Genomic DNA, 22530 nt, shown 5'->3' on the forward strand with positions numbered 1-22530 from the left:
AATCCATGGAAGGTGAGGCGTACTCATATCAGGTGATGTGCACTTGGCTACAACCGGTAGGTTTGTTGCGGCCTCGTGATCAGCGATATCGATTTCTAGTAGGTGAATCGACTATTCCGTTCTACGTCGAGGGCGAAGGCGAGCCGTATTTTTATGTGTATTGGAACTGGCTCGATGGATCATCGTGGACACTTCGGTATGGCGACAACAATGTAGTGGATCCATGCGTATGGCGAAACGACGTGATGCTGATGCAAAGGACTAGGTATGTGCTTGAGGGGCTGGTGCTTGGCGCGTACTGGCTACCTGTCGGCGGAACTGACTTGCCGGCGTTTGAGGTTCGCGAAGTCTTGCAGTTGAAGCAGCGCCTGATCCGTTACGTCGCTGGTGATGGCACCATGATCGGTGAATTCGCGTTCAGGTGGTGGTGGCAACCTGCGCCGTTAACGTGCCGTGCATCCTGGAACAATATTCTTCCTGTTTTGTGCGGCGATGTCGTGTCTCATTATGAATGGCGCCCGCCCTGGAGCTGAGCAACCGGGGGTTGTCAGGCGTGGCTGTTCATCTATTGTGGACCTGACTTGACGTTGCACTGTCGTATTTGGCAGAGGAGCGATGACATGAGTTCACAGCTGAGATTCGCGTGGGCACTGGGTGCGCTGCTGGGGATTTGTGTGGTTGCTTTTGGCGAGAACAAGTCCGGACCGATTACTTTGAAGGAATCGGAGTTTGGTCCGCCCGAGGGCGCCCCGAGAATCGAATTGGGCAAGACGGTGAAGGTGACGGCGCGCCCGTACATCACCGACTTCTTTGGTGCCATGATCGTCAATGCCGGTGCCACCGTGTCAAACACCGGGAACAAGCCGATGTTCTTCGTCTTTAACATCGCGCTCTTCGACAAGGACGGGCGGCTCTTGGGCTGCGCCAATCAGACGTCGTTCGGGGACGAGGGGATCAAGCCAGGCGAGGAAACGCAGCTCGGAAGCTGCTTCGTGCATCTGCCACCGGAAGAACTGAAGAAGGTGGCGAGCTTTCAAGTGACTCTGTTCGAGTCAGAAAAGAAGCTGTAACCACTGAATGGTGTGGCGCATTGGTCTGGCGCCCAGTCCCCCGCTGGCGACGGCTCGGGCAGCACGAACCACATCCGCCCCACGGGCATCACCTATCCCAGCGGGCGGGTGATCAGCTATGATTACGGCAGCACCGGAGCGACCGACGACGTGCTGAACCGCATCGCCAGCATCAAGCAGAGCGCCACGACCTACGCCAGCTACACGTATCTGGGCGGCGGCTCGATCGTGCGGCGGGACCATCCCCAGCCGCAGGTCCGCCTGGACCTGTGGGGCGGCACCAGCGGCACCTACTCCGGCCTGGACCGCTTCGGGCGGGTGGTGGACCAGCTCTGGCGGGATTACGGGGCCAGCGCCGACCGCGAGCGCTTCGGCCACGGCTACGACCGAAACTCCAATCGCGTTTACCGGGATCACACCGTCACCTCGGGCAAGGATGAGTACTACGCCTACGACAACCTCAACCGCCTCACCAGCATGGACCGCGGGGACCTCAACGCCAACAGGGACGCCATCAGCGGCACTCCGGCAAAGGAGGAAGACTGGACGCTGGACGCCACGGGCAACTCGAGCGGGTACGTGACCAGGACCAGCGGCACGACGGACCTGAACCAGACCCGCGGTCACAACAAGGCCAACGAGATCAGCTCGATCAGCGAGACGGTGGGACCGGCGTGGGCCGATCCGGTGCAGGATGCGGTGGGCAATATGACCACCTTCCCCAAGCTCTCGTCTCCCGCCACCGCGCTGACGGGCAAGTACGATGCGTGGAACCGGCTGGTCGAGGTGAAGGAAGGTGCCAACCTCGTCGGGAGCTACAGCTACGACGGGCTGGGCAGGAGGATCACGAAGAAGACGTACGTGAGCGGGAGCCTGGACAAGACCCGCCAGTACTTCTACACGCAGCAGTGGCAGATCATCGAGGAGCGGGTGGACCAGCGCACAAATGACCTGGAGCGGCAGTACGTGTGGGGGATCGGGTACGTGGATGAGCTGATCCTGCGGGAGAGGGACACGGCGGATGACGGGACATTGGAGGAGCGGCTGTACGCGTTGCAAGACGCCAACTACAGCGTGACCTGCATCATCGACACGGCCGGTGACGCGGCCGAGCGGTACACCTACACGCCGTACGGGGTCCGCAGCGTCTGGGCCTCCACCGGCAGCTTCGACTGGAACATCGGCCACCAAGGGCTGATGCACGATGAGGACAGCGGGCTGGTGTACAACCGGCACCGCATGCTGCACCCCGGGCTGGGAAGGTTCATGCAGAGGGATCCAGTGGGATACGTTGACGGAATGAACTTGTACACGTCCGCGAGTGCAAATCCGATCCTCAATGTTGATCCAACGGGAACGAAGCGCTTTCGCTGGCCATGGCAACCGCGACCGCCCAGAGAGCCCACGCAACCGCCGACGACGCAGCCACCTACCCGACCAGTAGAGCCGCCGGAATGGGATCCGGAGGGGCCATATCCACCAAACGTTATCACTAGAGAGACAATCACGACGACGACTACGCAGGAAACCTATGGGGGATTCTGCTATGAAGTACGCGTTACCGGCGCAAGGGACATCCGTGCCGACGTCAAGTGGCATGGCATCTGCCTTGTGGAAATGGGTATATATAACTTGGCCGGGGGTGCTCGAGGCATCATCAACAACGCGATAAAGAACAACATTGTGGGGCGCGCCGATTGTCCCGAGGGGAAGAAATGCTGTAACAAGCGGTCATTTAACGGTACATATCCCGTGTGGGTGACTTTCAATGTCAGATTGAGCGAGACATGTCGAGTATCTGGAGACTTCAGCGCAGAGCTCACGATTGAGGGCTTCTGGGGGACATGCAAATGAGGCGCACACGATATTCTGTTCGATGGACACTTCTGTTGCTCGCGTTTGCGGGCTTCGGTTGCGTGTCCGCCCCGGATTCGGTACGAGACCAGACGGTCGAACCTGCGGATGATCCACGTGTCGTGGCGCTCGTGGAGAAGACTAGGCGTCTGATTTCCGCGGACACGCGAATCGTTTCTGCGCATGTCGCTTTGGTTATGCAGCCGGCGCTTAACAAGGAACCTCCATGTGCCAGCATTGAGGAGCCGTTGCGCGGAGAAGAAACGCGAATCACGTACCAGATCGTAGGGCCAGACCGTGGCACGAAGAGTCGTGTGGCGGTGATGATGGTTATGCTTGAGGTGCGCCAGGTTGAACACCCCGTTGTGCTGCTGCGCGTGTGGCGTTGGAGAAAAGGTGTATGGAGACTGGATGGCCCGTGGCTGCTGCTTCCAGCGACTGTCCCTGCCCGCCACAGCAGTTGAAGGAGGGTTACAGGATTACAGCGGCACCGCCTACCCCAGCGGGCGGGTGATCAGCTATGATTACGGCAGCACCGGAGCGACCGACGACGTGCTGAACCGCATCGCCAGCATCAAGCAGGGCGCCACGACCTACGCCGGCTACAGCTACCTGGGCGGCGGCTCGATCGTGCGGCGGGACCATCCCCAGCCGCAGGTCCGCCTGGACCTGTGGGGCGGCACGACCGGCACCTACTCCGGCCTGGACCGCTTCGGGCGGGTGGTGGATCAGCTCTGGCGGGATTACGGGGCCAGCGCCGACCGCGAGCGCTTCGGCCACGGCTACGACCGAAACTCCAACCGGATCTACCGGGATCACACGGTCACCAGCGGCAGGGACGAGTACTACGCCTACGACAACCTCAATCGCCTCACCAGCATGGACCGGGGGGACCTCAACGCCAACAAGGACGCCATCAGCGGCACGCCGGCAAAGGAGGAAGACTGGACGCTGGACGCCACGGGCAACTGGAATGGGTACGTGACCAGGACCAGCGGCACGACGGACCTGAACCAGACGCGCGGCCACAACAAGGCCAACGAGATCAGCTCGATCAGCGAGACGGTGGGACCGGCGTGGGCTGATCCGGTGCAGGATGCGGTGGGCAATATGACCACCTTCCCCAAGCTCTCGTCTCCCGCCACCGCTTTGACGGGCAAGTACGACGCCTGGAACCGGCTCACTGAAGTCAAGGAGGGAGCCAACCTCGTCGGTGCCTACAGCTACGACGGGCTGGGCAGGAGGATCACCAGGAAGACCTACGTCAACGGACAGTTGGACAAGACCCGCCAGTACTTCTACACGCAGCAGTGGCAGATCATCGAGGAGCGGGTGGACCAGCGGACCAACGACCTGGAGCGGCAGTACGTGTGGGGGATCGGCTACGTGGATGAGCTGATCCTGCGGGAGAGGGACAGCGGCGACGACACGACGCTGGACCAGCGGCACTACGCCCTTCAGGATGCCAACTACAGCGTCACCTGCATCGTGGACGCGGCAGGAGACCCGCAGGAGCGGTACCTGTACACGCCGTACGGGGTCCGCAGCGTCTGGGCTTCCACCGGCAGCTATGACTGGAACATCGGCCATCAGGGGCTGATGCACGATGAGGAGAGCGGGCTGGTGTACAACCGTATGCGGATGCTGCACACCGGGCTGGGGAGGTTTTTGAGTCATGACCCGATGTTCGCAAGCGCTGATGCTCTCGGTGAGCAAGCGATAATGACTCTGCGCGTTGGGAGCAAGGTTGTGGGACGAAAGTTGCCGCCGCGCGATCTTTCCAGTGAAGGGATGAATCTGTACGCCTACGTGCAGAGCAACCCCCTTTACTACACTGATCCCAATGGAACGTGCGCTGTGGGTCGAAACTGCCCACCATATTGGCCGGGTGGACCAAATCCAAGACCGCCTGGTGATCCCGTAGATATCGACGTTGAACATCCCGGTATCGACTGGGGTGAAGTCTTAGAAGGAAAGCTCCCAAATGGCATTCCGTGCGGCTGGGTACAGCCGAAAAGCATCAAGAATTGCAAGGCGGATATCAAGTTTTCAGAGAACAGGCCGTGAGCTATTCCCAAATCCTGTGGACGGCCGCGACAGGTTAAGCGGCGATTCGTTCTCCGTCGACGAACACGATGCCGTCGATCAGGTCCTGCAATCTCTCGCTCCCGTTCAACTTTCTCCAGCGTGACTCGGCCTTGCGGGCCAGTTTGAAAGCCATGGCGATTCCCGCCTCACGAGAGCCCGGGCCCTTGGTGCGGTAGGTTCGCAGCCGCACCGTCGCGAACGTGCTCTCGATCGGGTTGCTGGTCCGCAGGTGCTGCCAGTGCTCGGCGGGAAAGTCGTAGAACGCCAGCAGCTCGGCCCGATCCTTCTCCAGACAATCCGTGGCGCGCGGCCACTTGGCGCCGTACACCTCGATGAAGCGGTCGAACGCCTTGGTGGCATCCGACCGGGTCGCCGCCATCCAGATCTGGTGCAGCATCGTCTTGGCCGCCGGCTGCTCGCCTTTGGGCAGCTTGTCCAGCACATTGCAGGTCTTGTGCACCCAGCAACGCTGATGGCGGGTCGAGGGGAACACCTTGCCCAGGGCGATCCAGAAGCCCAGGGAGCCGTCCCCCGTGGCCAGCCTGGGCGCGATCGCCAGCCCGCGGGATTTGCAGTCCAGCAGCAAGCTTGTCCAGCTCGTCTCGCTCTCGCGCTGCCCATCGACCATCGCGATCAGCTCCTTGCGGCCATCGGCAGTCGCGCCCATCAGCACCAGTAAACACGGGCGATCGTCGCTCAGCCGGCAGCCGAAGTACAAGCCATCGGCCCAGACATAAACGTAATGTTTGCCCGACAGATCCCGCCGGCTCCAGTCTTCGTATTCGCCGTGCCAGACCGCCAGCATCCGCGTCACGCTGGTGGCCGACAACCCCGATCCATCGAATCCCAGGTGCACCAGGGCATCGGGCATCTCGCCGGTGCTGATCCCCTTGAGATACAGCCACGGCACCAGTTCCTCGATCGCACGGGTCTTACGCAGGTAACGCGGCAGGATCTTGCTGGTGAAGCGGAAGCGCACGCCGTTCTCATCGACGCGGCGGTCGTCCACCCGCGGTTGATGCACTTCGATCGGGCCGACGCCGCTGAGGACCGTCCGCGGCTGGTGATGGCCGTTCCGCACCACCAGGCGGTGGCCGGCATCGTCCCGATGATGCGCGTTGGCGTTGATGTAATCGGCGACCTCCTCCTCGATCGCCTTCTGAAGATAGCGGCGGGCGCCCTCGCGGGCGATCCGTTCCAGGGTCAAATCGACCACTGAATCGGTTGCCAGCCGCAGGGCAAGCGTGGATGATGACATGTGGCGTATCCTTCCTGGCCTCGTGGGCCAAACGGGTTCCTGAATCAAACCAGTTACCCAGGGTACGCCGCTTTTATTGCCGCGTCACCGTCCACAGCTTTTGGTCATAGCTCACAGGCCGTTTGGGTGTGCAGCTCAAAAGCTTTTCTTCAACGTTGCAACTGGCGGCAATCTATGCAAGTACCTAGCAGGAATGATGCTACCGGATGGCAATGCCGGATATCACTTGACGAGTGTCGTCTGTGCGAAGGGACAAAAGTGCTGCAACAAGCTCAAGCTGGATGGCACATATCCGGTAGCGGTATTCATCGACATCCAGTACAAGGATTGGTTCGGCAAATCATGCCACGTGACAGGCGAGGTTTGGGCCGATGTGGAAGTCGCTGGCGAAATCGGCCAATGCCAGTGAAAAAAGGACACGCACCGATGCTTTCCAGCCGGTCGATATTGTCACTGTTGCTTCTAGTGGTGGGTGCCGTTACCTGTAGCGGCTGCGTTACTCAGGTGAAGTCATCCTGCAACGTGGGCGAGTCCGCGGTGCTACCTTCCAAGGTTGCGAAGCTCAAGAGGACGTTTCTCGACGATGTGCAACGGGGAGTCGTTCCGGGAAAGCAGGTGGGCAAACTCCGCTCGTGCGTTGTGAGCGTTGGCGAATGCGCCGGCATGGTCAATGTGCATCAGGCAACGCTTCCGGCAAATGCGGGTGAGCTTCTTTTGATGTTCTCAAAGGACACGGTGGAGACGGCAAACTACGCTGTTGTCGTGAGTGTCCTAACGAGCCGCCAACGGTACGAGCAGGTTGTCACGGATCGCTATTTGTGGGGGAATGATCGGTGGCAACTCATGCCGCGCGGATCGATTGAGGTGCGCCCACGATAGCGCTGATGCTGGAAACAAGCAGGGAATCAGGATGGAGCTATGACCAAAAGCTGTGGATGGCCGCGACAACCTTAAGAGCGCCTAACAAAATGAACTTGTGAGACACCGGTGGCAGATTACGATACAACCCGGCTTCAAGAACGCCATGTGAATGTCGGCGCGACGTTCGTACCGAACCCGCAGACGGCGGAACTGATGGAGCCAACTGATCGTTCGCTCCAGCACCCATCGGAACAACCCCAGGCCGCTGCCGTGCTCCGTGCCCCGCTGGGCGATCGTCGGTTCGATGCCGCGGTTGAGCAGTTCCTGACGATGCGGGTCGGAATCGTATCCTCGGTCCGCAAAGACCTGTTTGGGCCGACGCACCGGGTGGCCGACCTGGCCGGCGACCGGAGGGATGGCGTCCACCAGGGGGCAATCAACTGCGTCAGGTCGTGGCGATTGCCGCCCGTGAGCCCAACGGCCAGCGGAATGCCTTCCGCATCCGTGATGAGGTGGTGCTTCGACCCCTTTTTCCTCCGATCCACGGGGCTGGGACCCGTACTTTCGCCCCCCCGACCGCTCGCACGTGGCTGCAGTCCACCACAGCCGCCGACAGGTCGAGTTCTTCCTCGGCTCGTAGCCGGTCCAACAAGAGCTTGTGGACCTTGTCCCAGACCCCGGCCTTCTGCCAGGCCTGCAAGTATCTCCAACAGCTCATGCCCGATCCGCAGCCCATCTCCTGGGGCAGGTCCTCCCACGGGATGCCGCTTTTCAACACAAACAGGATGCCGGTCAGGACCTTGCGACGGTCCAGGGGCTTGCGGCCGGGATACTTTCTGCGACGAGGCTTGGGAGCGGGCAGTAACGGTTCGATCAAGTTCCACAACGCGTCATCCAGTAACGGTTTGGCCATAGCTGGACCTGCTTGTCCATCCATGACTTCGGCAAACCGGACTACATAGGATCAGTCATTTTGTTAGGCGCTCTTACTCTCCTTGGTGCAGCTGTCGCTGTCGCGCCAGCGAACCAGCCCTCGCCGAATCGGGAGGTACGAGCCGTTGAATCCCTATGGCACAAGCTCACGGTGGAGTTACGTCGCATCGGCGCCGCAGGTACGACTCAAGCCAATCCCCACGGTTGGGATACGGGCGGGTAGCACGTTCCGAGAGGGTGCCGGCGTCGATGAACCGCCCCACCGTCCCGCGGTCGATCTCGAGTTTTCGCGCGATTCTCCACACCGAGTGATCCTGCTCGTGCAATTCGATCACCCTCCGGCACAAGTCCAGGGGGCGGTCGCGGCTAAGACTGCTGCGCGCGACGACCGTAACGACACCGAGCTCGATTGTGACTCCCTGAACTTCCAAACCGCAGAAGTCGGGCAGAAACCGCGTGCACACCACGGCGGACTCCCTCCTTCCAGGGGATATGTGATCATCCTGATCACGTGCGGCGGATTCTACCGCGCTGCCCGCGTCACCAAGTGTGCAAAAGAACCGGTTTGCGCGATTACGGACACGCACGCAGCCACGCGTCAAGCGGGCCGCGGCATACGCCACACCGACGCCGCGCCGTTCCCGGGGGGCGGATCGGTGTTCCTCAACCTGTACCCTGACATGTACCGCTCCGCCGTGCTGAGCGACCTGGATGAAAACATCTACTGCCTGTGGACCACACTGCACCAGCCGGAATCATTCCACATCTTCCGCCAGACGATCAGGGCAACCCCGTACTCGCAGCAGGCCTTCGAGGAATATCGCGATCGCGAGCTGAGCGATCCGATCGACCGGGCGGTCAGGATGTTTGTCGTCAGCCGCATGAGCCGAGGCGGGCCGGGCAGGACATTGGCGTGCGGCGAGCGGCCACGTGAACCAGGGCCGCAGCGATACAAAAGGCAACGCAGCGTGTTCAACGAATGAATCCTCAAATCCGCCAACTGTGACGCGTAGCTGGTTGCACTGGCCGACGATGCGATCACGGCCGTCGCAAACCAGCCTTTTGCCTCAAGTCTTGCCTTTGCGGATCGATCACGGGTGGCCCCCGGCCGCGCCAGCCCAGGCACACCGCAGCGCCGACCAGCATGACCATCGCCTGCCGCCGGACGACGAATGCTGCTGGCTTACTTGAACGGCATTTATACAGCTGCCGCCTTGATCCGATGCCAGTGGTGGAGCACGCGCCAGCGCCCGCCAACAGCCGCTGCGCAGTGTTTTTTTTCCCAGGGACGCGTGAACTCATGACGACTTGTGCTGAATCATCTGTGGGGTCGCAGGTACCTGGGCGTTCACAGCCGACGATGCCGCCACCCGACACAGGAGGGGCAGTGATGATCGCAGCCTGTTCGCAGCTCAACTGGCCGCAATTCGAGCCGGTCACCCTCCAGCCCTACGAGATCCAGATGGCCGCAGCCGTCGGTGTGCGGCGGCAGATCGAGGCCCTGGCCCGGGGGCTGCCCGATCACCACGGCGCCAGGCACGATTCCGGATGGCAGTACCACATCGAAGGGGCCTGCGGGGAACTGGCCCTGGCAAAGTTCCTCAACCTCTACTGGGATGGGTCGGTCAACACGTTCCGCCGGCCCGACCTTGGCAGTTGCATCCAAGTCAGAACCCGCACACGCCACGATTACGACCTGATCATCCGCGACGGCGACGACCTGCGACACCTGTTCGTCCTGGTCACGGGAAGCTGCCCTCATTACGCGATTCGAGGCTACCTGCCCGGCCAGTCCGTCCTGGGGCGCTCGGACTGGAGACAATCGTACGGCGGTCGCGAAGTGGCCTGGTTCGTGCCCGCCGCCGCGCTCAGGCCCGTCCCCAGATCGGCGGGCACATGATCAGCCTGTGCCCAGCCGCCAAGCCCCCGCTCAGGCTCGTCCGCCGCCCTCCGGGCAGCTCCTCACGACCCTGCATAGTGCCTGGCCCTGCAGCGCAACTCGCCAGCGCAGCGCCAAGCCTCTGGCCGGCATCATCCGCCCAGACCACAGCCCCAACCAGTCATTCAACAGAACCTCAAAAAGCAGCCGTAATCGCATTGCACAATCGGAATCTGCGCCGCCCCATGCAAGCGCGCTATTCAGCAGCTTCACCGACCTGCGTACTGCACCACCAGACAAAAAGGGGGATACTTCCGTGCACACCTTTTTATCATCGCTGATTCAACCGGCAACCTGGCCCGCCCCACAAAACGAGCCGTCGAATGGGCCCTCCACCACCCAATCGCCCAGACTTGATCTCCTTATCTCCGGAAACTCTGTAACAGCCGATGATCCGCCTTCCTCGCGCTTCCAGATTTCCTCCTGCCGCTGCAAAAGCTGGTTCTGTCCCTGGTGTTCTGTCCGTAGACTCACGCAACTCTACGAGCGCGCCTTGCCTATTGTCCAAGCCTTCTGCTGCCCGGCCATGCTGACTCTCACCCTCAACCGCAGGCTCTTCGCCTTTCCAAAGGACGCCTACCAGTGCCTCACGAAGCAACGCTGCCTGGCCAAGCTCATGCAGAACCTCTACCGCCACGGATACCTCCACTCCCGCAACTACCTCGCGGCCTTGGAGTTTCGGGACGGCTGGCCGCACTTTCACATCATCGTCGACGCAGGCTCGGGGCTCACCAACGCCGCCTTGCGCAAGCTCTGGTCCCGTTCAGGTCCACCGAACAGCGCCTCAGCCGACGGCCCTGGACTCGGTTGGGCACGCGTGACCCGATATCCACACCAAACCCCGCCCATGGCCGCGCAAACCATCTTGCGCTACATGCTGAAGCATGACTCGCCTTGGCCCGAGTGGCTCATGCAGCTGCGGTATGTCCGGCCATTCATCACCAGCAAGGGGTTTTGGCCCCCCCGCCCAAGCCGAAGGCCCAAGTCGGCGCCACGCCCCACACCATCGCGGCCCCCGCGAGCACCGGCACGTACCATCGGCCAGCAGATCGCCGCCTGCGGCCGCACTCAGGTCATCACCAGACTCACCTCCCGCATCGATCCGATCACCGCTCTGCCCGTCAAACATCACCAATTCGTCGCGCAGATCCAGCTCGACCCTTGGGAAATAGCAGCTCTGCAATACCGCCTTGGCGGGGACGGCATCGCCACCGTCGCCGCCAGCTCAGTCCAACAGGCCCTGGACATCCTCAGCCATGTGCTCGGACGACAGATCCAGCCGTCCAGACTCCCGGGCACCCAAACGCGCACGACGGGCCCGGCGGCAGCAAGCTCCTCCGCTTTGCCTGCCGATGCGGACCCGCCGCCAGGCAGCCCATAGCAGCACGCGCCCACCTGCTGCCAACCGCCAGATCCCAAGCGGTCAAGACCTGTTCGGCGCCTTGGCGGTCAGCCCCCCGGCGCCATCAATCCGGCAACTCAAGTACCAGCACTTTCGATCCAACCTTGCGGCCCTCAAGCAGCTCGCGCAGGTGCACCTGCGAGGCTGGTTTGGGCGGCTGGGATGGACCATGGCCGACATCGCTCGACCGCCGCCGCGCCAAATTCAACGGGCTTCCAAATGGTGCTACCTGCCCCGCAGAGCTTGAATGTCGGCTTGCTGCCAACAACGGCTCAGGGCCGATGCCACGGTGGCTTGGAATGGAAGCCCCCGACGGCCCGGCCGACAGCGGGACTGGCCCGCTCCAACAGGCCCCCCCATGAGGCTGCGCAATACCGCAATTGAAGCGCGTACACCCCCGCCACGATGCGCCCGCCCTGAGGCTGTTCCGCTGAACGCTCATTTAACTGTGCCCAATCAGCCTCACATCCGTGCCCAGCCCAATCGCTGCTCCTAACCAGCGATCTGCCTCCCGGGCATCCCCGCATCGCCGATTCCGTACCCACGATAACGCATCTCGCCGGCCAGGTCGTGCTCACGCACGCTTGGTCCCGGCAATTCCGCAGCAAAGCCGACGGCGCTGCCGCAGATCAAATGACAATCGTCATGATCACGAGCCACTATCCTGATCGATGATGGCTAAGCACCCACGTCCTGGATCGTGTCACAGGCTTGGCCCCAGCACCTCTCGAGGCATGGTACGGCCTGAAAGCGAAGGCTTTGGGAATCCCCAATTCTACGGTCGCGAAATGATAATCGCGTTTTCGGGCGTGGAAATGCCGGGCAAGCATCGGCAATCGCGGCTGACGAACATCGGACAGGCGGAATTGATTCGGCGGATGCGGGCGAAATTCGATGAGGCGACGGTGCAGGTCACCAAAACGGTAAGCCCGGCGCCAAAGAGGCATCCGATCGATGGCTCGGAGGACCCCTGCCGCGATGTACCTGGGCCAGTTTAACCGGGTGGCCTGCGAGACGGTGGCGCAGATGGGGGTGCAGGCAACCGAAGCCTCGGATTGGTTTTCTTCTCCTTGTAAACCAGGGGCTGGCGCATCACGGGTTGGCAATGCGCTCGACGCTGACGTGCAACGGCGTGGTGCCGGTGCGTCGGCGTCGCTACCAGAGCTTAAACGGATCAATTTGCACGTCGGTGACTGATCTGATCAACCGGGCGGGCTGCGGGGCGTGGCTGGCGGTGCGGGAGCTCGAATGCCGGATCGCGATCAATTCGGGGCCCTTTGCGCGTGCCTCGGCGAACCTTTGGCGCCTGGCGCAGTTGAAGCTGAGCGACCACACGCCACGTCAACTGAGCGAGTCCAAGGCCCGGGCGGTGATCGCCTGGCAGGGGCAACTGGCGCTTGATTTTGATGCCGGCTCGTGGCGTACAACCCAGACAAGCGACAGCTCGCCCCGGTCGCGCGCCTGCATCGGCGAAAGGGATCGGCATGCGATGGAGGCCGAGGAGTGCCCACGCGCCGAAAACACCGACCCCCTTGCACCAGACTTAAGCTGTGAACCCGCTACTGGGATACCCGTCTTGCCGCCCGAAAGCTTCGCAGACCCAAGGTTTGGCATTTTGGATCCTGTGGTTGAGAAGACGCCGGTGGGCTGCTTGAATCACTTAGAACGTGTGTGAAGAGCCTTCATTTGGCATAATCTGGCGGCATGGAAGGGAAGCCATACCCCAGTGACATCACGGATGAACAATGGTCGTTGATCGAACCACGCATCCCGCCCGCAAAACCCGGTGGTCGGCGCCGGACGGTGAGCATGCGCGAAGTGATCAACGGCATTCTCTATCTCAAGCGCGCCGGCTGCGCCTGGAGGCTGCTGCCGCACGACCTTCCGCCCTGAGGCACGTGCACTATTACTATCGCCGCTTCCGACGCGAAGGCGTCGGGCAGGCCATCCACGGCCGCCTGCGCGAGCAAGTCCGCGTCGAGGCCGGCAAGCAGAAGACGCCCTCCGCCGCCATCATCGATTCGCAGTCGGTGAAGACGGCGGAAAAAGGGAGCCGTGGATACGACGCGGGAAAGCACATCAGCGGAACAAAGCGGCATATCGTGGTCGATACGCTGGGGCTGATGATCGCGATTGTCGTCCATGCAGCCGATCTTCAGGATCGCGACGGCGTCAAGCTGGCGTTGGCCCAACTTGCCGCCCAGAGCAAGGACAGGCGGCTGTTCCCGCGACTGAAGCTGATCTGGGCCGACGGCAGCAACGCGGGCCAATTGATCGATTGGGCCAAGCGGGTTGGCCGATGGAGCATCCAGATCGTCAAACGCAGCGAGGCGGGATTCGCGGTACAGCCCAAACGTTGGATCGTGCAGCGCAGGTTTGCCTGGCTGGGCAAGTACCGCAGGCTGGGCAAGGACTACGAGATGCTGACCGAAAGCAGCGAGTCAATGATCCGCATCGCGATGATCAACCTGATGGTTCATCGTCTAGAACCAGGATAAATGGGCTTTTCAGACACGTTCTTAAGCCTGTGGCCCATGGTGTAACGGTAGCACACCTGACTCTGGATCAGCCAGTCATGGTTCAAATCCATGTGGGCCAGCTTCGTTTCCATCGACCGAGCCCTTGCTCGCCCGCCTTTCACCAAGGACGCATCACGAGATGTTTTTTGATCAGGAGATTGCCTCGGACGGTAGAAAAGATGGGGCTCGCAAGCGGCGGGTTCCGACACCCAAAATCGTGGACTTGTCGGTCTTACTTGGCGTCTTGGACATCGAAAAAACCGCGTTTTTAGCGAAATAACGGCACTTGGAGGGGGTCAAGAGGTGTCCCTCGCTTTTCTTGGTTTTGACTTCCCCGTTGTACGATTTGCCGTCCAGGTAACAGACGTGCATGTACTGCGTGTCGTTCAGCTTGATCGTTTTGACCTGACCGCCCTTTTTGACGCACATGTCAAAGTCTGCCGGCATAGCAACACCTCTCAAGAGATGCTACGGCTAGCCGGAGCAGGGTTTGGCGTTTTGGTTATGACGATGCCCTTGACCGGCAGGCTTGGGCCAGCATTGGACGTCAGCTTCGACACAGGCCTGAATCGCACCCGATTCCCGTACGGGGCGCAGAACGACTCCCCGCGTCTGTGCCGTCGCGTTCAAGCTGTTCAACCGGAGCGTTGTTGCTGTGACGAGGCGACCTTGACGATGGGCACTGCACCGGCTAAGAATTGGTGTGGCTCGCTCGCTTGTGGCGATCTGTTTGCAGGTTCGGGCGCGTAGATCAATTGGTTAGATCGTCGGACTGTCGATCCGAAGGTTGCGGGTTCGAGTCCCGTCGCGCTCGTTGAAGTCTTGTCGGAATCGGAAGGCACTGCTTGTTCCGTACGACCCCCGCCGCGATGCTATGACCCCAGCGCCAGAGCCATTCACCAGATTCCCCAAACGTTCCCGCGCGGGGGTTGTGCTTGGGGGTCGCGACCCCCGACACCGGCGATTCTGGCGATTCGAGCGACTCAAAAACCGCGTTTTTGGCCTAGAAATGAAGGTATTGATGGCTTGACTGGGATCGACAGTCCGGTACTCTAACCAATTGAGCTACGCGCCCGATGCTCGTCGAGCCGACACAAAACTCTATTCGTCTGCCCCAAGTTGTCAAGCGCCGCTTCGGCTCGAAGGCTTGGTGGGTTGGCCGGGCTTTTCGGATCACAAACGGATGGCCGTCGGTATACTCCGCGGCATGATACTCGCGGGGATCGACGAAGCCGGGTATGGACCGCTGCTGGGGCCCCTGGTGGTGGGATGCTGTGCGTTCGAGCTGCCGTGGGCCGACCCCTTGGGACCGCTGCCTTGCCTGTGGAAGCGGCTGCGAAAGCTGGTGAGCAAGTCTCGGCTGCGCTCGGGAAACAAGCTGCACATCAACGACAGCAAGCTGGTGTACAGCCCGGCGACGGGCATCAGGGAATTGGAACGATCGATCCTGACGCTGGCCTGTGCGGCGGACATCCACGCGCAGCAATTGGACGAATTACTGGCGTGCGTGGCGTCGCACGTGCTGGGTGACCTGGGCCAGTACCCCTGGTACGCCGCCGCCGAACAGGAGCCTTTCCCCCTCGAAAACAACCCGCGATCGATCCAGTTGATGGCCAACGCGTTGCGCCTGGAGATGCGGCGGACGGAGACGCGCTGCGTGCACCTTTCGGCCAGGGTCGTGCTGGAGCGAGAGCTGAATCGGATGATTCAGGCGACTCGCAACAAGGCCAGCACGCTGTTCTGCACCACCGCGATTCACCTGGAGGAGTTGCTGCGAACCTTCGGCCAGCAGCAGCTTGTGATCATCTGCGACCAGCAGGGCGGGCGTGAACATTACGGATCGCTGTTGCGGCTGATGTTTGAGCCATGGTCGCTGCAAGTGATCAGCGAAACCGACGGTCGGGCGGAATATCGCCTGCTGCGCGGGTCGGATGTGGTGCGGCTGATCTTCACGCACAAGGCCGAGGCCCAATGCCTGCCTGTGGCGGTGGCGTCAATGCTGAGCAAGTACCTCCGCGAGGCGTTGATGCACCGTTTCAATCGCTTCTGGAAACAGTACCTGCCCGAGCTTGAGCCGACGGCCGGGTACTACACCGACGGCGAGCGGTTTCTGCGCGACATTGCGGCCAAGCGTGCGGAGCTGGGGATCGCCGACGAACAGCTCGTGCGATGCCGATAACAAAAATCTGAACAAAAGTGTTGACGCGCGCCGTTAGTTTGGATTATGTTAGGTATCCATGGCTCGTGCCCGCGTCGCAGGCATTGCACGAGCGGCGAGGCGTGCGTAACGGGAACTGCCGGATTGCCGCAGAGGACTGCTCATGGCTGGGAAGGACCAGGACATCGGCAGGATCGGCCAGGCGGCCGAACTGCCGCTGCGCGAACGGATCGACGCCGTCTATCGCGCCGAGGCCCGCCGCGTGTTCGCGACGCTGGTGCGGCTGCTCGGGGGAGATTTCGACCTGGCGGAAGAGGCGCTGCATGAGGCGTTCGCGGCGGCGATCGAGCGTTGGCCGGGCGAGGGGGTGCCGCAAAACCCGCGGGCGTGGCTGGTGTCGGCCGGGAGATTCAAAGGCATCGACGCGATGCGCCGGCAGGCGCGGCATGATGCATCGCTTACCCACCTGGCCGAGCGTGCCAGCGCGCACTCCGCCGCGACACCCGACCAACTCGATCTGGACAACGACGGCGTCCAGGACGACCGTCTGCGGCTGATCTTCACCTGCTGCCATCCCGCATTGCCCGCCGAGGCCAGGATCGCCCTGACCCTGCGCGAGGTGTGCGGCCTGACGACCGAAGAGATCGCGCGGGCGTTTCTGGCGGCCCCGGCGACGGTGGCGCAGCGGATCGTCCGCGCCAAGGCCAAAATCCGCGAAGCGGGAATCCCCTACCAGGTTCCATCCCGCGCCGATCTGCCCGAGCGGCTGGATGCCGTGCTCCATGTCATCTACCTGGTCTTCAGCGAAGGGTACTCCGCATCGGCGGGCCAGTCGCTGACTCGGCCGGACCTTAGCGGCGAGGCGATTCGCCTGGGCTGGCTGCTGCTGGAGCTGCTTGAGGAGCCGGAGGTGATGGGGCTGCTGGGGTTGATGCTGCTTCAGGAGTCGCGTCGGGCGGCGCGGACGACGCCGGATGGTGATCTGGTCCTGCTGGAGGATCAGGATCGCGCGCTGTGGAATAAAGACCAAATCAGACAGGGCGTCGCGCTGGTCGAGCGGGCGCTGTCGTCCGCGACATTCGGTGCATACTCGCTTCAGGCGGCGATTGCTGCGGTGCATGCCGAGGCGCCCACCGCCGACCAGACCGATTGGCCACAGATTGTGGCACTGTACGATCTGCTGGTGCAGGTCGATCCTTCGCCGGTGGTGCAACTGAACCGCGCGGTGGCGGTGGCGATGCGCGATGGGCCGGATGCGGGGCTGGAGCTGATCGACGGCATCCTTGCGCGCGGCCAGTTGAACGACTATCACCTGGCACACTCGGCCAGGGGAGAATTGTGCCGTCGGCTGAGAAAATTCGACGAGGCCCGAGCGTCCTTTGAGCGTGCCCTGGAACTGGCGCGCCAGGAGCCTGAGCGGCGTTTCCTGGAGCGCCGTCTCCGCGAATCCATCTGTCACGCAAGCTGAAGAGAGATCCTGGTTGAGGATTTTTCGTCGGTGCTTGTCGAATGCGCCGGCGCGGCGGCGACTATATGGCGTGACGCCGCAGCACACGCGAACGGCCGTAGCACAATGGGCCGCAGGACCGAGGGCAAAACTTTCGAGGAGACTGGATGAAAACCGAACCGCAAAAGGAACACCAGTGGCTTCAGCAGCTCGTGGGCCAGTGGACGTACGAATCCGACTGCTCGATGGGTCCGGACCAGCCACGTCAGAAATTCTTTGGCTCGGAGACTGTCCGCCCCCTGGGCGGCTTGTGGGTGGTGTGCGACGGCCAGGGCGAAATGCCCGGCGGCGAGATGGCGCAGATGATCATGACGCTCGGCTACGACCCGCGGCAGCGACGATTCGTTGGCACCTGGATCGGATCGATGATGTCGCACCTGTGGATCTACGACGGCCAGCTCGATGCCGCGCAACAAACGCTCTGGCTTGGCTCGGAAGGACCGGATTTCTGTGCCGAAGGCAAGATGGCCAGGTTCAGGGACACGATTCAGATTATCAATCCGGACGAACGAAAGCTGATCTCGCATTACTTTGGCCCCGACGGGCAGTGGCACGAGTTCATGACGGCGCACTATCGGCGCAAGTGATCGGCGATCGGATTTTGCCGCCACAGAGGCACAGAGACTGGGAGCAGTACATGCAGAAGATCACGCCATTCCTGTGGTTCGATGGAAGGGCCGAAGAAGCGGCGACGTTCTACACCTCGATCTTTAAGAACTCGAGGATCGTGAACATCGCCCGCTACGGCGACGCCGGGCCGGGACCGAAAGGCTCGGTCATGACCGTCTGCTTCACGCTCGACGGGCAGGAGTTTGTAGCCCTCAACGGCGGCCCGATGTTCAACTTCACCGAAGCCATCTCCTTCGTCGTGAACTGCCAGACGCAGGAGGAAGTGGACTATTACTGGGAGAAACTGTCGGAGGCAGGCCACAAGGCGCGGTGCGGATGGCTCAAGGACAAGTTCGGCGTGTCGTGGCAGGTGGTTCCGGTCGCGCTGGGCGAGCTGCTGGGCAGCAAGGATGCGGCGCGGTCGAAACGGGTCGCGGAGGCGATGCTGAAGATGATCAAGCTCGACATCGCGACTCTGAAGCGTGCGTTCGAGGGACAGTGATGAACCGTCGATGGTCGGCGTGCTGGAGCGAACCATGAAATACATGTTGCTGATCTACGCCAACGAGAAGGAACTGACCAACGAGTATCGAGACAAGTGTTATGTCGAATCGGCGCAGCTTGCGCGGGATCTGCACGCCAGCGGCAAGTACATCGACGCCTCGCCGCTGCATCCGGTGGCGACGGCCACGAGCGTGCGCGTTCGCCAGGGCAAGACGCTGGTGACCGACGGACCCTTCGCCGAAACGCGCGAGCAGCTCGGCGGGTTCTACCTGATCGATGCCAGGGATCTGGATGAGGCGATTGCCATCGCGGCGCGCATCCCGCCGGCCAAGCTCGGCACCGTGGAGATTCGCCCGGTGATGGAGATTCAGGGGCTTCCGACAGCGTAGTCGGGGCGAACGATCAGCATCGGGGCTGCGGTCTGCAACTTTTGCATCTACTGGCAGGAGACACACACATGAGCAGCGTACGGGTTCTGGTGGGAACAAAAAAGGGTGCGTTCATCATCACGTCGGATGGCAAGCGGCAGAAGTGGCGGATCGACGGCCCGCATTTCGGTGGCTGGGAGATCTACCACGTGAAGGGATCGCCGGCCGATCCGAATCGCATTTACGCCTCGCAAACCAGCGGCTGGTTCGGGCAGATCATTCAACGCTCGGATGACGGCGGAGCAACCTGGCGCACGCCGGGCAGCAGGCCCGAGGAGCTGAAGGGCGAAGACGGCATGCCCAGGGGCGAGAGCAACAAGTTCGTTTACGATCAATCTCCGCAAACGGGCCTGAAACTGACCACGCATCAGCACTACGACGGGACGCAGCGCCCGTGGGAGTTCAAGCGGGTCTGGCACCTGGAGCCTTCACTGAGCGATCCGGACACGGTCTGGGCCGGCGTCGAGGACGCGGCCATCTTTCGCAGCAGCGATGGCGGCAAAAGCTGGCAGGAAATGGCGGGATTGCGCGCCGCGCAGGGGGAGAAGTGGTCCCCCGGCGCCGGCGGGCTGGGGTTGCATACGATCCTGCTCGATCCGACCAATCCCGATCGCATGTACATCGCCATCTCCGCCGCCGGAGCGTTCCGCACCGACGACGGCGGCAAGACCTGGAAGCCGATCAACCGCGGGCTGAAGTCCAACTACATCCCCGATCCGCAAGCCCAGATCGGCCATTGCGTGCATCGGATCGCGCTGCACGGTTCTCGGCCGACGACGCTGTACATGCAGAAGCACTGGGATGTGATGCGCTCGGACGACGCCGGCGAGAACTGGCGCGAGGTCAGCGGCAACCTGCCGAGCGATTTCGGTTTCCCCATCGACGTGCACGCGCACGAACCGGAGACGATCTACGTCGTGCCGATCAAGAGTGACAGCGAGCACTATCCGCCGGAGGGAAAGCTGCGCGTTTACCGCAGCCGCACCGGGGGAAACGAGTGGGAGCCGCTGGCGAAAGGGCTGCCGCAAAGCGACTGTTACGTCAATGTTCTTCGCGACGCGATGGCCGTGGATCAGCTCGATGAGTGCGGCATCTATTTCGGCACGACTGGCGGGCAGGTGTACTGCTCGCCGGACTCGGGTGATAACTGGATCGCGATTGCGCGCGATCTGCCGGCGGTGTTGTCCGTGGAAGTGCAGACACTGAGCAGGTGAGGCTGATGCCGGGCTCGGATGGAATCAACCATGGTCCGCGTAGTTTTGCCCCAACATTTGCGTACTCTGGCGAATCTGTCGCAGCGCGAGGTCAGTCTGGAGATAACCGGACCGGTCACGCAGCGAGCTGTCCTTGACGCGCTGGAGGCGCGGTACCCGATGCTTCGCGGCACGGTGCGCGACCACGTGACGCAGCGTCGGCGGGCGCTGGTGCGGTTCTTCGCCTGCCAGGAGGATCTGTCCAATGAACCGCCCGACGCCCCGCTTCCGCAAGCCGTCGCCAGCGGCAGCGAGCCGCTGTTCATCATTGGAGCAATCGCTGGCGGGTAGGGTACAATGCCGCCCGCCATGGTGCGACCGTACCTTTCCGTCGTGGCGCCCTGTTTCAACGAAGCCGAAACGATTCAGGAGTTCTGCCGTCGCGTCCGCGCCGCCTGCGAAGCCACCGGGCACAGCTTCGAGATCGTGCTGGTCAACGACGGCTCGAGCGACCAAACCTGGGAGAAGATGACGGCCATCTGCCGCGCGGATCCGCGGGTGGTGGCGGTGAACCTTTCGCGCAACCACGGGCATCAACTGGCGCTGACGGCGGGTCTGAGCTTCTGCCGCGGGCAGCGAATCCTCATCATCGACGCCGATCTCCAGGACCCGCCCGAGCTGCTGCCCCAGATGCTGCGGACGATGGATGAACAACAGGCCGATGTGGTCTACGGGCAGAGGCGGCGTCGCGAGGGCGAATCGTGGTTCAAGCTGGCCACGGCGTCGGCGTTCTACCGGCTGATTCGCCGGATCACCGACGTGCCCATTCCCCCGGACACGGGCGACTTCCGCCTGATCACTCGCCGGGCACTGGATCTTCTCCAGGCCATGCCCGAGCGCCATCGGTTCATCCGCGGCATGGTGAGCTGGATCGGTTTCCGGCAGGTGCCGTTGCTGTACGACCGTTGTCCGCGCTTCGCCGGACGCAGCAAATACCCCTTCGGCAAGATGCTTCGCTTCGCCATGGACGCCGTCACCGCTTTCTCCGTCCGACCGCTTCAATGGGCCAGCCTGGTCGGGCTTTTCATGGCGTGTTTCGCTGCGGCGCTGCTGGTCTACTCGCTGGTCTCGTGGCTGCTGTTCCACACGGTCTCCGGCTGGACGAGCCTGATGGCCGCCATCGCGCTGGTCGGCGGAACTCAACTGCTGGTGCTGGGGGTGATGGGCGAATACCTGGGACGGATCTACGACCAGGTCAAGGGCCGGCCGCTGTTCATTGTCCAGGAAGTGGTCCGCACCGCCCCGCAGCAGTCTCAGGATGACGGACCAAGCTTCCACAGTGGCGGAAACATGTCGCAGACCAGCCGCGCCGAAGCGCCCGTGGATTCGAACCTGCGACGCTGCTGTGGCGACTCAAAGCCCAGCAGCCACAGCGGCGGCGAGGCATCCGAAGCTGCCGTGGTCGAACCGTCCGGACCGTCTTCGCCGGACACGAACTCGATTCGCACCTGCGGATGAAGATATCGCGACAGCGCGATCACATGCCCGCGCGCCAGCGACGTATCCGCCAGCACCGGCACATCGGGCGTGGCGTTGATCATCCGCGCCATCTCGATGAATTGCTGCGAGCCTTTGTTTCGCCACGTGGTGGCTTGACTGATGATCAGGTCGGATACCGCTCCGCCACACAGCAGCAGCCCAACCAGCAGCATGCCAGCGACCCTGGTCCGGCCGCGCGAACTGATCATCGCGCTCAGCAGGAGTGTCACTGCAAGCTGCGCCGCAATCAGCGATGGCGTCAGATAGCGCGACAGCGCCGAGCGTTGTCCGCCCATCAGCAGGTCCGGAGCCGCGATCATCGCAAACGGCACAACCGCCAGCGCCACGATCAGCATCGAGATGGTTCGTGGCGCCTGCCGGGCGACGAACCAGACAGCGTACAGGGCCACAATCGCCGCCAGTGCAGCCGCCCCGCGGCTGGCGTACCACATCGATGGCGTGGATCGTGCTGCGTCCTGATACCACAGGTCAACAAACGTGTTGCCCAGCGCGCCGGCCCAACGCTGAAGAAGCATCAACGGCGGCATGCGCTGTGCCTGCCAGTCCATGATCGCCTCCAGCCGCCTGCGCGACTGATACATCACCACCACCCACGGCGCAAACGCCAGCGCTGTGGCCAGCATGGCGATCACTGCGGGCAGCAGGGG

At 62.2% G+C, this 22530-nt stretch carries 20 protein-coding genes, 2 tRNA genes and 1 pseudogene; 19 read left to right on the plus strand and 4 right to left on the minus strand.

Annotated elements, in window-relative coordinates; all coding sequences use genetic code 11:
• The first annotated feature begins 5 nt into the window (after nt 1-5).
• The 4 genes from ACQS5P_RS09390 (at nt 6) to ACQS5P_RS09405 (ending at nt 4991) form a co-directional block, all read left to right on the plus strand.
• Nucleotides 6-533, plus strand: coding sequence for a hypothetical protein (locus ACQS5P_RS09390; RefSeq protein WP_428940630.1), 528 nt, complete (start codon nt 6-8; stop codon nt 531-533).
• A gap of 87 nt (nt 534-620) precedes the next feature.
• Entirely contained in the window at nt 621-1070 is a 450-nt protein-coding gene (locus tag ACQS5P_RS09395) for a hypothetical protein (RefSeq protein WP_428940631.1), read from the plus strand.
• Between the two features lie 12 nt (nt 1071-1082).
• Nucleotides 1083-2924 carry an RHS repeat-associated core domain-containing protein gene (locus ACQS5P_RS09400; protein ID WP_428940632.1) on the plus strand — a complete coding sequence of 614 codons (1842 nt, stop codon included), beginning with the start codon at nt 1083-1085 and terminating at the stop codon, nt 2922-2924.
• Nucleotides 2925-3335: 411 nt separating this feature from the next.
• Nucleotides 3336-4991: an RHS repeat domain-containing protein gene (locus ACQS5P_RS09405; RefSeq protein WP_428940633.1), complete on the plus strand. Its 1656-nt coding sequence runs from the start codon at nt 3336-3338 to the stop codon at nt 4989-4991.
• A gap of 34 nt (nt 4992-5025) precedes the next feature.
• Here the strand turns inward: ACQS5P_RS09405 and ACQS5P_RS09410 are convergent, their stop codons facing one another.
• The 3 genes and pseudogenes from ACQS5P_RS09410 to ACQS5P_RS09420 all read right to left on the minus strand — a co-directional run bounded on the left by ACQS5P_RS09410 (nt 5026) and on the right by ACQS5P_RS09420 (nt 8531).
• Complete coding sequence (locus ACQS5P_RS09410; RefSeq protein ID WP_428936970.1) at nt 5026-6270, minus strand: IS256 family transposase; 1245 nt, start codon at nt 6268-6270, stop codon at nt 5026-5028.
• Nucleotides 6271-7230: 960 nt separating this feature from the next.
• Nucleotides 7231-8044: pseudogene (locus ACQS5P_RS09415) on the minus strand (IS5 family transposase).
• A gap of 166 nt (nt 8045-8210) precedes the next feature.
• Entirely contained in the window at nt 8211-8531 is a 321-nt protein-coding gene (locus tag ACQS5P_RS09420; RefSeq protein WP_428940634.1) for a hypothetical protein, read from the minus strand.
• A 213-nt stretch (nt 8532-8744) separates the two neighbouring features.
• Here ACQS5P_RS09420 and ACQS5P_RS09425 point away from each other — a divergent pair, with 213 nt between their 5' ends.
• The 6 genes from ACQS5P_RS09425 (at nt 8745) to ACQS5P_RS09450 (ending at nt 14004) form a co-directional block, all read left to right on the plus strand.
• Nucleotides 8745-9047 (plus strand): hypothetical protein, encoded by a 303-nt coding sequence (locus tag ACQS5P_RS09425; protein WP_428940635.1) that lies wholly within the window; start codon nt 8745-8747, stop codon nt 9045-9047.
• 407 nt (nt 9048-9454) lie between these two features.
• Nucleotides 9455-9964, plus strand: coding sequence for a hypothetical protein (locus tag ACQS5P_RS09430; protein ID WP_428940636.1), 510 nt, complete (start codon nt 9455-9457; stop codon nt 9962-9964).
• 565 nt (nt 9965-10529) lie between these two features.
• Nucleotides 10530-11384: a hypothetical protein gene (locus tag ACQS5P_RS09435; RefSeq protein ID WP_428940637.1), complete on the plus strand. Its 855-nt coding sequence runs from the start codon at nt 10530-10532 to the stop codon at nt 11382-11384.
• A gap of 1126 nt (nt 11385-12510) precedes the next feature.
• Nucleotides 12511-13080, plus strand: a complete 570-nt coding sequence (locus tag ACQS5P_RS09440; protein WP_428940638.1) for a hypothetical protein — start codon at nt 12511-12513, stop codon at nt 13078-13080.
• A 29-nt stretch (nt 13081-13109) separates the two neighbouring features.
• Nucleotides 13110-13903, plus strand: a protein-coding gene (locus ACQS5P_RS09445; RefSeq protein WP_428940639.1) for an IS5 family transposase whose coding sequence is annotated in 2 segments (ribosomal slippage) — nt 13110-13296 and nt 13296-13903 — 795 coding nt in all. Because the reading frame shifts where the segments join, the coding sequence is not laid out codon by codon here.
• Between the two features lie 30 nt (nt 13904-13933).
• Nucleotides 13934-14004, plus strand: a tRNA-Gln gene (locus ACQS5P_RS09450).
• A 70-nt stretch (nt 14005-14074) separates the two neighbouring features.
• Here ACQS5P_RS09450 and ACQS5P_RS09455 read toward each other — a convergent pair.
• A complete protein-coding gene (locus tag ACQS5P_RS09455; RefSeq protein ID WP_428940640.1) occupies nt 14075-14371 on the minus strand; it encodes a hypothetical protein in 297 nt (98 codons plus the stop codon).
• 293 nt (nt 14372-14664) lie between these two features.
• Here ACQS5P_RS09455 and ACQS5P_RS09460 point away from each other — a divergent pair.
• From ACQS5P_RS09460 to ACQS5P_RS09500, 9 genes are all read left to right on the plus strand, one after another.
• Nucleotides 14665-14738 (plus strand) — tRNA-Asp (locus ACQS5P_RS09460).
• A 369-nt stretch (nt 14739-15107) separates the two neighbouring features.
• On the plus strand, nt 15108-16103 hold the full coding sequence (locus ACQS5P_RS09465; RefSeq protein WP_428940641.1) for a hypothetical protein: 996 nt from the start codon (nt 15108-15110) through the stop codon (nt 16101-16103).
• A 142-nt stretch (nt 16104-16245) separates the two neighbouring features.
• Nucleotides 16246-17550: an RNA polymerase sigma factor gene (locus ACQS5P_RS09470; RefSeq protein ID WP_428940642.1), complete on the plus strand. Its 1305-nt coding sequence runs from the start codon at nt 16246-16248 to the stop codon at nt 17548-17550.
• 146 nt (nt 17551-17696) lie between these two features.
• Nucleotides 17697-18176: a DUF1579 domain-containing protein gene (locus ACQS5P_RS09475; RefSeq protein ID WP_428940643.1), complete on the plus strand. Its 480-nt coding sequence runs from the start codon at nt 17697-17699 to the stop codon at nt 18174-18176.
• 50 nt (nt 18177-18226) lie between these two features.
• A complete protein-coding gene (locus tag ACQS5P_RS09480) occupies nt 18227-18700 on the plus strand; it encodes a VOC family protein (protein ID WP_428940644.1) in 474 nt (157 codons plus the stop codon).
• Between the two features lie 34 nt (nt 18701-18734).
• A complete protein-coding gene (locus ACQS5P_RS09485) occupies nt 18735-19091 on the plus strand; it encodes a YciI family protein (protein ID WP_428940645.1) in 357 nt (118 codons plus the stop codon).
• 68 nt (nt 19092-19159) lie between these two features.
• Nucleotides 19160-20344, plus strand: coding sequence for a WD40/YVTN/BNR-like repeat-containing protein (locus tag ACQS5P_RS09490; RefSeq protein ID WP_428940646.1), 1185 nt, complete (start codon nt 19160-19162; stop codon nt 20342-20344).
• Nucleotides 20345-20374: 30 nt separating this feature from the next.
• A complete protein-coding gene (locus tag ACQS5P_RS09495) occupies nt 20375-20674 on the plus strand; it encodes a MoaD/ThiS family protein (RefSeq protein ID WP_428940647.1) in 300 nt (99 codons plus the stop codon).
• Between the two features lie 18 nt (nt 20675-20692).
• On the plus strand, nt 20693-21841 hold the full coding sequence (locus tag ACQS5P_RS09500; RefSeq protein WP_428940648.1) for a glycosyltransferase family 2 protein: 1149 nt from the start codon (nt 20693-20695) through the stop codon (nt 21839-21841).
• Nucleotides 21842-22530 lie beyond the last annotated feature (689 nt).

The organism is Fontivita pretiosa (assembly GCF_050410795.1).
Taxonomy (GTDB): Bacteria; Planctomycetota; Phycisphaerae; order Tepidisphaerales; family Tepidisphaeraceae; genus Fontivita; species Fontivita pretiosa.